Origin of the sequence: Novosphingobium sp. B-7 (assembly GCF_000410615.1) — a bacterium.
In the GTDB taxonomy this organism is placed as follows: domain Bacteria; phylum Pseudomonadota; class Alphaproteobacteria; order Sphingomonadales; family Sphingomonadaceae; genus Novosphingobium; species Novosphingobium capsulatum.
Genome location: NZ_KE148430.1, coordinates 246 through 2,543, shown reverse-complemented (window position 1 = coordinate 2,543; position 2,298 = coordinate 246). Strand labels below are relative to the sequence as shown.

Sequence of the window (2,298 nt, the reverse complement as noted above, 5' to 3'; positions counted from 1 at the left end):
CGCCTGCACCGGCACGACCGCCCCGACCGCGGCGCGTTTGCGCGGGCGCAGGCGCGCATCCTGGTGCCGGCAGAGCGCGATCTGGCGCGGTTCATGGCGCGCCGCCTGCGCGAGCGACATGGGCTGGGCCCGATCAAGGACGCGCAGGGGGTCTATCCCGACCTGTTGGTGCTGGAGGCCACCTGGCGCCTGATCGAGCGGCAAGCCGAGATTACCATTCCCGCCGACAACCGCCGCCTGGTGGAGCAGGCGCTGCACCCGCAACAGACGCAGGCGCTGGTGGCCGAACTGGGCACCGCCTGGGCCAACCACGAAGCGACCCTGCTGGGCACCGCCTATGCCGAGCGCGGCACCGCGCGGAACTGGACTTTCGATGTGGCGCAGCCGTTTACGCACTTGCTGTTCCCCGAAGGCAACAAAGCGCTGGCCACGCGGCTTGGCACCAAAGACCGCCTGGTGCGGCTCGACCCGGCGCCGCCCGGCCCGTTTGGCCAGGCCGTGGGGCACTTGACCGTGCCGGCATGGATGGCGCCGGGCGTCGCGGCCGAGGAAGAGGCGGTGATCGTGGCAGACACACCCGCGCTGGCGTTTACCCTGGGAGCGCGGCGGTTTGTCTATGATCGGTGGGGGTTGCAGGCCACACGCGACATCGCGCCATAATGGTGCGAAACTGAGCGAACAAATACCGTGCATCACTCGACACTATTCGTAAAATATTGTTTTCTTGAACCTGTACGGGGCCATTCAAGCCAGAACGCAAGAGCCATTCTGGCTGTAGTATGGTGGGGGCATCATGATTCGCTGGCAGGGAGAAGACGGCGCGCTTCAGGCCGACGATCTGTTCGGCGTCTTGGCGGCGATGGCGCGGGGGGAGATCATGTCTTTCCCCGCGCTGCGGCCGCACCAGCAGCAGGCGTGGCATTGCTTTGCGGTGCAGGTGGCGGCGATGGCGCTGATTGCCGCTGGCGGGGCAGACTTGCCCACGGCGGCAGCGGATTGGCGCGCGCTGCTGCTCGGCTTGACGCCGGAATGGCCCGATGGCGCGGCCTGGGCCTTGGTGGAGGAGGACTGGCAAAAGCCCGCCCTGTTGCAACCACCGCTGGTTTCGCCTGCCCATCGCGCCGACTACAAAAAGGCGCTGGCCACGCCGGATCAGCTCGACATGCTGGTAACCTCGCGCAACCACGATGTGAAAGCGGCGCGGATGCTGGGCGGGGCGCAGGATGACTGGCTGTTTGCGCTGGTCACCTTGCAAACCATGGAAGGGTTCCTGGGCGCGGGGAATTACGGCATCAGCCGGATGAACGGCGGCTTTGCCAGCAGGATGGGCCTGGGCCTGCGCCCGTCGGGCAATCTTTCCCACGCCTTTGCCCGCGATGTGCACTGCCTGGTGCAGGCCAGCGGCGATCCGCAAACCGGCGCGCACTGGCGGCACGGGCCGGGGCTGTTGTGGACCATCCCGTGGGACGGTGCCGCATCGCTGGCGTTCACCCGGCTCGACACGCTCTATGTGGATGTGTGCCGCCGCGTGCGGTTGCAGCGCGATGCCAACGGCGCGATCACGGCCCTGGCCGCCGGATCGAAATCGGCGCGCGTCGCCGGGGTGGAAACGGGCAAGAGCGAAGACCCCTGGGCGCCGATCCGCCTGCGCGACAATGCCAGCCTGACCGCCTCGCCGGCCACGTTCGGCTATCGCAAATTTGTCGAGCTGCTCGACCCGGCCAAGGTGCAGCGCCCGTTGCTGGCCCGCCATGCCGCCGACGATCGGCCGCAGGGGATGGTGCTGGTGGCCCAGGCGCTGGTGCGCGGGCAGGGCAAGACCGAGGGGCTGCACCGCCGCGAAGTGCCGCTGTCGGGCACGCGCGAAAACGATGTGTTCGAGACCGAATACCTCGATCGCATGGGGCAAGTGGCGCAAGGCCGCGCACAGGAGGCCGGTGCCGTACGGCAACGCCTCCGCCTGGCCTGCTTTGCCCTGGTGCAGGGCGGGCCGGCCCAGGTGCGGCTTGATGACAAGGCAGCCGAAGCCAAGCTCGATCCGTGGATCGGCCATTTCGACCTGGCCGTGGACCGGGTGTTTTTCGACGCGCCGTTCTGGGCCGAATTCGACGGCAAGCCGGAAAACCATCGCCTGGCCTGGCGCGAAACGCTGCGCGCGATCGCCCGCGATGTGTTTGCCTTGGCCGCCGCGCAGGCCCCGCGCACCGATACCCGCCGCGTGCGCGCACTGGCCGTGGCGCGCAACATGCTGGAAGCCACCCTGGCCGCCTATGTAAAGGAAGCCCGCGATGCAACCTG

2 protein-coding genes are annotated in these 2,298 nt (G+C 68.2%); both read left to right on the top strand.

Going from position 1 to position 2,298, the window contains the following annotated elements; genetic code table 11:
- Positions 1-660: hypothetical protein (locus H926_RS33630; RefSeq protein ID WP_028658223.1), on the top strand; the 660-nt coding region annotated here is incomplete at its 5' end.
- 133 nt (positions 661-793) lie between these two features.
- The coding region (locus tag H926_RS28900) for a hypothetical protein (RefSeq protein WP_202804761.1) at positions 794-2,298 on the top strand (1,505 nt) is incomplete at its 3' end.